The sequence below is a fragment of the Brachybacterium sp. genome (genome assembly GCF_052095815.1).
GTDB lineage: Bacteria > Actinomycetota > Actinomycetes > Actinomycetales > Dermabacteraceae > Brachybacterium.
Genome location: NZ_JBQDLF010000012.1, coordinates 67,492 through 75,410 on the forward strand (window position 1 = coordinate 67,492; position 7,919 = coordinate 75,410).

Annotated in this window: 5 protein-coding genes; 4 read left to right on the plus strand and 1 reads right to left on the minus strand. The window is 69.4% G+C overall.

All coding sequences use genetic code 11. From position 1 onward, the window contains the following. From ACTH43_RS07295 to ACTH43_RS07305, 3 genes are all read left to right on the plus strand, one after another. On the plus strand, positions 1-867 hold an 867-nt coding region (locus tag ACTH43_RS07295), incomplete at its 5' end, for a carbohydrate ABC transporter permease (protein WP_441444261.1). 42 nt (positions 868-909) lie between these two features. Further along, on the plus strand, positions 910-2,985 hold the full coding sequence (gene yicI, locus ACTH43_RS07300; protein WP_441444262.1) for an alpha-xylosidase: 2,076 nt from the start codon (positions 910-912) through the stop codon (positions 2,983-2,985). A 179-nt stretch (positions 2,986-3,164) separates the two neighbouring features. Beyond that, the gene (locus tag ACTH43_RS07305; RefSeq protein ID WP_345076085.1) at positions 3,165-3,599 is read left to right on the plus strand and encodes an NUDIX hydrolase; all 435 of its coding nucleotides are present in this window, start codon (positions 3,165-3,167) and stop codon (positions 3,597-3,599) included. A gap of 290 nt (positions 3,600-3,889) precedes the next feature. On the opposite strand, the gene ACTH43_RS07310 is transcribed toward ACTH43_RS07305, so the two are convergent. Then, complete coding sequence (locus tag ACTH43_RS07310) at positions 3,890-4,663, minus strand: isocitrate lyase/PEP mutase family protein (protein ID WP_441444263.1); 774 nt, start codon at positions 4,661-4,663, stop codon at positions 3,890-3,892. Between the two features lie 495 nt (positions 4,664-5,158). Here ACTH43_RS07310 and galB point away from each other — a divergent pair, with 495 nt between their 5' ends. Beyond that, complete coding sequence (gene galB / locus ACTH43_RS07315; RefSeq protein ID WP_441444264.1) at positions 5,159-7,738, plus strand: beta-galactosidase GalB; 2,580 nt, start codon at positions 5,159-5,161, stop codon at positions 7,736-7,738. Positions 7,739-7,919: the final 181 nt, after the last annotated feature.

Genomic DNA, 7,919 nt, shown 5'->3' on the forward strand with positions numbered 1-7,919 from the left:
GGCTCGTCAGGTGGCGCGTCCGTCGGGCGTCGGCGCAACCGCCACCAGCGGGGCCTGACCCGCTGGCTGGTGCTGGCCGGAGCGCTCCTGGTGGGGCTGCTCATGGTGGCCCCCTTTGTGCTCATGATCCTCAACGCTTTCAAGTCACCCGCGGACTACTCCGCCGGCGGGCCGCTGTCGCTGCCGCGGGAGATCTACCTCGACGGGATCATCGCGTTCTGGGAGCGCGTGAACTTCCCGATCAAGCTCTGGAACTCGCTCTGGACCTCGACCCTGGTCGCCGTGCTCGCGGTGCTGCTGTCCCTGCTGAACGCCTACGCGATCGGGGTGGGCAGGGTGAAGGGCCGGCTCTGGCTGGTGGCCCTGTTCCTGATGGCGAACATGCTCCCGCAGGAGGTGCTGATCTACCCCCTGTTCAACATGGCGCGGCAGGTCGGACTCACCGACAACCCGTGGTCGATCGTCATCATCTTCACGGTCGTCCAATCCGCGTTCGGCACCTATCTGCTCTCCTCCGTGCTGGGCACCTTCCCGCCGGCACTGCTGGAGGCGGCGCAGCTCGACGGCGCCACCCGCTGGCAGATCCTGTGGCGGATCGTCTACCCCGTGGTGCGCCCCACCATGTCCGTGCTGATGATCTTCTTCTTCATCTGGACCTGGAACGAGTTCTTCATCCCGCTGGTGATGCTCACCAGCAACGACAACCAGACGATCCCGATCGCGCTGTCCTCGCTCCAGGGTGACCGCATGCTCGACGTCCCCACCTTGAACGCAGGTGCGCTGCTGTCGCTGCTGCCGACGTTCATCTTCTTCCTCATCTTCCAGCGCACCCTCACCCGCGGCGTCACCGCCGGCGCAGTCAAATGACGCCCCACTACCCCGATTTCTGAGCAGAAAGGAGCGCTGACCATGCGCTTCACCAACGGATACTGGATGGACCGAGAGGGCTACACGGTCGAGCGTGGCAGCCAGGTCCACGACCTCCAGATCGACGACGAGGCCGGACGCCTCCGCGCCTTCGCTCCCGTCCAGCCCGTCCGGCGCCGCGGCGACACCCTGAACAACCCCCAGCTCACCGTCACCTATGAGGCCGTCGCCGACGGCGTGATCCGGGTGCGCGTGGAGAACCATCGCGGGGTGGCCACCCCGCTGCCCCGCTTCGAGATCGCTGCGGATCCCAGCTACCGCGGCACCGTCGAGTCCGCGGCCGACGGGCGGACCACGCTCCGCGCGGGCGACCTCACCCTCACCATCGGCGTCGGTGAGCAGTGGCAGGCGGACTTCAGCTCCGGCGGCCGCGCGCTCACCAGCTCGATGCGTCGCTCCCTCGCCCACGTGGTCGCACCGGACGGGCGCCACCACATGCACGAGCAGCTCAGCCTGCAGCCGGGGGAGAGCGTTTACGGGCTCGGCGAGCGGTTCGGCGCCTTCGTGAAGAACGGCCAGAGCGTCGACATCTGGAACGAGGACGGCGGCACCACCTCCGAGCAGGCCTACAAGAACGTCCCGCTGTACCTGACCTCCCGCGGCTACGGCGTGTTCGTCGAGGACACCGGCGGGGTCTCCTTCGAGGTCGCCTCCGAGATGACCACCCGCGTGCAGTTCTCCGTCGAGGGCCAGTCCCTGAGCTACCTGCTGATCGACGGTCCCACCCCCAAGGACGTGCTGCGCCGCTACACCGCACTGACCGGTCGGCCGCCGCTGGTGCCCGAATGGTCCTACGGGCTGTGGCTGTCCACCTCCTTCACCACCGACTACGACGAGGCCACGGTCATGTCGTTCATCGACGGGATGGAGGAGCGCGGCATCCCGCTGTCCGTGTTCCACTTCGACTGCTTCTGGATGCGCGGCTTCACCTGGACCGACTTCGTGTGGGACCCGGCGACCTTCCCCGACCCCGAGGGTCTGATCCGTCGGCTCCATGACCGGGGCCTGAAGGTGTGCGTGTGGATCAACCCCTACATCGCCCAGAAGTCGGTGCTGTTCGACGAGGGCCTCGAGCACGGCTACCTCGTGCGCACCACCGACGGGAACCTCTGGCAGACCGACCTCTGGCAGGCCGGGATGGCGCTCGTGGACTTCACCAACCCCGCCGCGGTCGCCTGGTACCGCGGCAAGCTCGAGGGGCTGCTGGACATCGGCGTGGACTGCTTCAAGACCGACTTCGGCGAGCGGATCCCGGTGCGGGACATCGCCTGGCACGACGGCTCCGACCCGGAGAAGATGCACAACTACTACACGCATCTGTTCAACCGCACCGTGTTCGACCTACTGGTGGAGCGCCAGGGCGAGGGCGAGGCGATCGTCTTCGCCCGCTCCGCGACCGCCGGTGGCCAGCAGTTCCCGGCCCACTGGGGCGGAGACAACGACTCCTCGCTGCCCTCGATGGGGGAGACCCTGCGCGGCGGCCTGTCCCTGGCGCTGTCCGGCTTCGGCTACTGGAGCCACGACATCGGCGGCTTCGAAGGGGCCCCGGATCCGACGGTGTTCAAGCGCTGGCTCGCCTTCGGCCTGCTCTCCTCCCACTCGCGCCTGCACGGCTCGAGCTCCTACCGGGTGCCGTGGGCCTTCGACGACGAGGCGGTGGAGGTGGCCCGGCGCTTCACACTGCTGAAGCAGCAGCTGGTGCCCTACCTGCAGCAGATGGCGCTGCAGGCGCATGAGCAGGGCACCCCGATCCTGCGCCCGATGGTGCTCGAATTCCCGGAGGACCGCACCTGCCACGCCATCGACACCCAGTACATGCTGGGCGACTCGCTGCTGGTCGCGCCGGTGTTCTCGCTCGACGGGGAGGTCGAGTTCTACCTGCCCGAGGGTCGCTGGACCTCCGTGTTCGACGGCACCGTCGAGACCGGCGGGCGCTGGCTGCGCCAGCAGCACGGGTTCATGACCCTGCCGCTGTACCTCCGCGAGGGCGCAGAGGTCGAGATCGACGTGGCCGCGCTCGACGCAGCGGCAGCCGACGTGGCCGCGATCGACAGCTGAGCCCCGGCACGTCTTCGCCCGCGTCGCCCGGGCCGGTGACGCCGGTCGATTCCGAGCCAGGTCAGCCCAGTTTGTGGCTCGGAATCGACCGCTCGCGGAAGATCAAGGCCGACGACGAGTGCCGAGACGATGCTCGGAGTTGGAAACGACTGCCTGTGGTACGGCTGTAATCTGCGCGGATGAGCCGCGTTACACAGAAGGTTGTCTGTTATGTCATCCGAGCGGAGAAGCTCCTCGTGTTCACCCACGATGAGCTGCCTCTGACAGTCACGGGTGTGCAGGTCCCGGCGGGCTCGGTGAAGCGTGGCGAGACGTTGGAGGCTGCGGTGCGGCGGGAGCTCACCGAGGAAACAGGGCTCCACGCGGCTGGGGTTCGCTTTCTCGGGTCGCAGGAGTATGACCTCCGTCCGATGCGTGATGAGCGCGCTGTGCGTCACTACTTCAGAGTCGAGGTGGACGAGTATCCAGCGGAGGAGAGGTGGTCCGGAGCTGAGCGTGACCCGTCGAGCGGCGGCGGGCCGGTCACTTGGACGTGCTGGTGGCTCCCTCTGCATGATGCTCACGTCCTCGCTGGAGGTTTCGGCGCACTCATCGGCAGAGCGCTGTCCGACTGAGCTCGGCATTGCGCAGCACAACGGTGAGACCGGTTCACGGAGGGCCGTTTATGGTGCGGGCTCTCGTGGCGTCAGCTCGGCTGGTCCAGCTGCCTCCGCACGGTCTTGCGGGCGTGGTCTGGCACGAGGTCCCGGCTGGTGCCGAGCCGAGCAATACCGTCGGCCGGGGTGCCGGAAAGCTGGATCAGTCCGGGGCCTGGTGAGCACGGCGGCAACGTCACTTCTCCGAGGGTGAGGGCTTTGCGCACGTCCTGCATGAGGTCCCGCGGGGCGCCAGGTGCTGGCTCCGCTCACTCCGAGGCGACCCACTCGGCCAGCTGCCCCGCCGAGACCTCGGCGAGCCACTTCTGCCACAGCGGCCCGAAGGTGATGCGGCGTGCGCCGAGCTCGGTCAGGGCGGACAGCGTGCCGGCACCGTGGCCCGTCACCGGCTGGGCGGTCACGTTGACCGGCACCGAGACCGCGCCGACGAGTGCGGTGACCTGCTCCGCGGTGGTCAGCCCGACGGGGTACACGGCGCGGGCACCGGCACCCTCCATCAGCTGGATGCGCTCGACAGCTTCCGCCAGCGGGTCCGGAAAGACGTCCGTGCCGAGCTTGACCGCATCGGTGCGTCCGTTGAGCACGAACGGCACCCCGGCGGCGTCGGCCGCACTGCGGGCTGCGGCGATGTAGTCGGCGTGCTCCTGCCGATCGCGGACCCGCTTCCCCTCCCCGTGGACTACGTCCTCGATGTTCGCTCCTGCGGCGCCGGCCTCGAGCAGACGCTCGATCAGCTCCTCCGGGTCCAGGCCGTAGCCGGATTCGACGTCCGCGCTGACGGGCACCTCGACGTCCCCGGTGATCCGCGCGACCACCGCGAGGTAGTCGGCGAAGTCCATGTTCTCGCCGTCGGCGCTGCCGAGGGAATCCGCCACCGGGTGGCTGCCCACGGTGAGTGCGCGGAACCCCGCCTGCACGGCGACCCGGGCGCTCCAGACGTCCCAGACGGTGGGAAGGACCAGCACCTCGCCGGAGTCATGCAGTGCGGCGAGCGTCGTGGCACGGTCAGCGGTGTGGGACATGGTGGCCTCCTGAAGGGTCGGTCCTGCCACCATAGGCGTCGCCGAAGAGGGCGGGAAGGTACCTGTCGATCGCGTTCTTCCCCGGACGAGAAGTGCTCCTCGATCACGGCGACGAGCAGCGGCAGCTCGGAGCAGCTCCAGCAGCTCACGGGGTCCGACTACGTCTGCGGTGATGATGCGGTCGGCGAGTCGATCCACCATGTGTACGGAGAAAGATTTCGGGAATACCGCCCGATAGACTTCGAAACCGTGCGCCCGAGGACGGGCGTCGACCACGCCCGCGAGCTGCCGGAGAGCGATCCCCATGACGCCCACGCCCCGTGAACGACTCCACCCGGAGACCGGTTGGCGGTTCCGCCGGGTGGCGCCGGACCAGGTGGACCGTGCCCTCGACTACGTGCCGTGGCCTGAGCTCGGTGAGGCGCAGGACGGCAAGGACGCCGATGCCCGCCCCGAGCAGGTGCGCCACGACGCCGCGAAGACCGGTCTGCGGCCATGGATCCTGCCCTGCGCGAACGCCTTCCTCCACGATCCCGCGCGGCATACGCAGCGACCGGACCAGCAGCCGCCCGTGGCCCTGACGCCGCAGACCCGGCACTGGACGACAGCGACTGGCAGCGGGTCGCCGTGCCCCACGACTGGGCGATCGCCGGGCCCTTCCTCGTCGACGGCCCTCACGGCGGCATGGGGCGCCTGGAGAGCTGGGGCGTGGGCTGGTACCGCCGCGAGCTCGAGATCCCGGTGGAGGACGCGGGCCGCTCGATCCACCTGGACATCGACGGGGCGATGTCCTATACGTCGGTGTGGCTGAACGGCTCCCTCGTGGGCGGCTGGCCCTACGGATACAACAGCTGGCGCCTGGACCTCACCCCTCACCTCGTCCCGGGCGGACGGAACCTGCTCGCGATCCGCCTGGACAACCCGCCCCGCTCGGCCCGCTGGTACCCGGGCGGAGGGCTCTACCGCAATGTCTGGCTGGTCAAGACCTCCCCGGTCGCCGTCGCGCACTGGGGCACGACGATCACCACCCCCGAGGTGGGCGCCGAGTCCGCTGTCGTGGAGATCGAGGTGGCCCTCGAGAACACCGGGTCGGATCCGGTCACCGTGCAGGTCACCACGGAAATCTTCGAGATCCCCGGTTCACCCGCCGAACACGATGCCCCCGCCGCGGATGGCGACCCTGTCGAGCACTGCGTCCCCGTCGGACAACGAGCCCTCGTCGAGCGCGGCGCCCCCGTCGCCCCCGTCGCCCGGATCGAGCCGGTCACCGTCGCCGTCGGGCCCGGAGCTGCGGCGAGAACCGCCGCGTCGGCCCGGATCGACGCGCCCTCCCTCTGGGTCCCGCCGCCCACCCAGCATCCCCATCGCTATCTCGCGGTCACCACGCTGCGCCGGGGCGAGGAGATCCTGGACCAGGTCGAGACGCCCTTCGGCGTGCGCCGGATCGAGTTCGACGCCGACGAGGGCCTGCTCGTGAACGGCGAGAAGATCCGGATCCAGGGGGTGAACAACCACCACGACCTCGGCGCTCTTGGCGCGGCGTTCCACGAGCGCGCCGCTGAGCGCCAGCTCGAGATCCTGCAGGAGATGGGGGCGAATGCGCTGCGCACGGCCCATAATCCGCCTGCGCCGGAGCTGCTGGATCTCACCGACCGGATGGGCATCCTGGTGCTCGACGAGGTGTTCGACTCCTGGTACGCGCGCAAGACCGATCTGGACTTCCACCTGATCTTCGAGGACTGGCACGAGGCGGATCTGCGGGCGATGATCCGGCGCGACCGCCACCACCCCTCCGTGATCCTGTGGGGGATCGGCAACGAGGTCGGCGAGCAGTACACGGACCAGGAGGGCGCCCTGGTCGCACGGCGACTGGTCGAGATCGCCCACGAGGAGGATCCCAGCCGCCTGACCACCACGGCCATGAACTACGCGAAGCCGCACATGCCCCTGCCCGCCGAGGTCGACGTCATCGGCATCAACTATCAGGGCGAGGGCATCCGGCAGGAGCCGGTGTTCGAGGGCACCGATCGGATCCGCACCCCACCCCAGTACGGCCGGTTCCGCGAGGCCTTCCCCGACACGCCGATCATGGGCAGCGAGACCTCCTCCGCGCTGTCCACCCGCGGCACCTACCTGTTCCCCGTCGCGGACGGGCAGAGCAACCCGGCACGGGACGGTGCCGGCGCGGACGACGCGACCTGCATGGTCAGCGCCTACGAGCTCCACGCGGTGGACTTCGGCTCCACCGCGGAGAAGGTCTTCGCCTCCCTCGAGCACTACCCGTTCGTGGCCGGTGAGTTCGTGTGGACCGGCTTCGACTACCTGGGCGAGCCGACCCCGTACTACAGCGCCCGCAGCTCCTACACGGGCATCGTGGACCTGGCCGGGTTCCCCAAGGACCGGTTCTGGCTCTACCGCGCGCACTGGCGGCCCGAGGTGCCCACTGCCCACTTGCTGCCGCACTGGACCTGGCCCGGCCGCGAGGGCGAGGTGACTCCGGTGCACGTGTTCACCTCAGGAGATGAGGCCGAGCTGTTCGTGAACGGGGTCTCCCAGGGCCGGCGCGCCATGCAGCCCGGTCAGTTCCGGCTGCGCTGGGACGAGGTGGTCTATGCACCGGGAGAGGTGCGGGTGCAGACCTACCGCGACGGTGCGCCGTGGGCCGTCGACGTCGTGCGCACTGCCGGCGCCCCCGCCCGACTCGCCCTCGCAGCGGACCGCGACCACATCGCTGCCGACGGTCGTGACCTGGCCTTCCTCACCGCGCGGGTGCTCGACGCCGACGGGATCGAGGTCCCCACGGCGGACCATCTGCTGCACTTCGCGGTGGCCGGGCCCGGCAGCTTGGTGGCCACCGACAACGGTGACCCCACCGACCTGAACGCCTTCCCCTCGCCGGAGCGCAGGGCCTTCAGCGGCAAGGCGCTGGCCATCGTGCGCGGCGAGGCCAGTGAGGGAGGCGCAGAGGGGGAACTCCGGATCACCGTGAGCGCGGCCGGGCTCGAGAGCGCGCAGCTGCGGGTGGCCCTGGCGGCGTTCGAGGGTACCGAGGGCGCAGGAGACATCGCGGGCTGAACCCTCACGCTCCGTGCGAGTGGTGGCATGGGCCGACCATCGGCCCACCGGGACTTTGTACAGCACGATCCCGGTCGATTCCGAGCCAGCTAGGGGGGGGTTGGTGGGCGGGATACTACCGGTTAGCCGGGGTGATTAGGCGGGGGGCGCGGGGATCCGGGGGGGGGGCGGGCCCGGGGGG